Below are 1,090 nucleotides of genomic sequence, written 5' to 3'. Positions count from 1 at the left end.
TGTTCTGGTCAAGCCAGAGCGGACACATTTTCAAGCCGCAGCTGCCAATTCAATCTCCCTCGGCGTCTGGTAGCCCAGGGTCGAGTGGAGCCGGCAGCTGTTGTACTCCATCTCGATGTATTCGATCACGTCCCGTCGTGCTGCCTGTCGGCTCGCATACCGCTGGCCCGCCAGCCACTCGCTTTTCAGTGAGCCGAAGAAGCGCTCCATGACGGCATTGTCCCAGCAGTTCCCCTTGCGGCTCATCGAAGCCTGGAACCCATGCCGGACCAGCGTGCCGCGGTACTCATGCGACGCGTATTGGCTGCCGCGATCGCTGTGATGAATCAGTCCTCTTTCGGGCTGCCGGCGACCTACGGCCATTTCCAAGGCATCCAGGACCAGCTGCGTGCGCATGTGGTCGGCCATCGCCCAGCCCACCAACTGCCGATCGTGGAGGTCGAGCACCGCCGCCAGGTAGAGCCACCCTTCCAGCGTCCAGATCGCCGTGATATCGGCCACCCAGGCTCGATTCGGTGCCGCCACCATGAACTGGCGGTTCAGCAGGTTGGGCGCCACCGGCAGGCTATGCTCACTGTCGGTCGTATGGCGCCAGCGGCGCCGCTGACGTGCCTCTACGCCCGCTTCCTGCATCAGGCGCCGGGCCTGGTAGCGACCAACGTCGTATCCACGGCGTCGTAGCTCTCTGGCCATGCGACGGCTGCCGTAGCTGCCACGCTTCTGGCGATGAATCTCTCTGACCTCGCGGAGTAGGGCCTGACGATGGTCATCAGGCCCTCGCCGTCGCCAGGCATAGAAACCGCTCCGACTGACCTGCATGACTCGACACAACACGGCCACGGGATAGGTGGCCTTCTCCGTCTCGATGAACTGGTATCTCAGCTCGACTCTTTGGCGAAGAAGGCCGCCGCCTTTTTTAAAATATCCTTTTCAATCTGAAGCTTACGAACTTCTTCGCGAAGCTTCTTGATCTCGGCGTCTCGATCATCCTCCTGCCGCCCCGGGGTGCCGGAAACCTGCTGACGGTGCTTGCGGCACCAGCGATCCAGCACGCTGCGCTCTACCCCCAGGCGCCTGGCGGCCTCGGATA

Annotated in this window: 1 pseudogene; it reads right to left on the bottom strand. The window is 62.5% G+C overall.

Going from position 1 to position 1,090, the window contains the following annotated elements:
• Positions 1 to 30: 30 nt before the first annotated feature.
• Positions 31 to 1,090, bottom strand: a pseudogene (locus AC5W54_RS22475) (IS3 family transposase); the annotation flags it as partial.

Source organism: Halomonas sp. LMYGS-3, from assembly GCF_059509875.1.
Note: the sequence above shows the minus strand (reverse complement) of the source record. Positions and strands in the feature narration are given on the sequence as shown.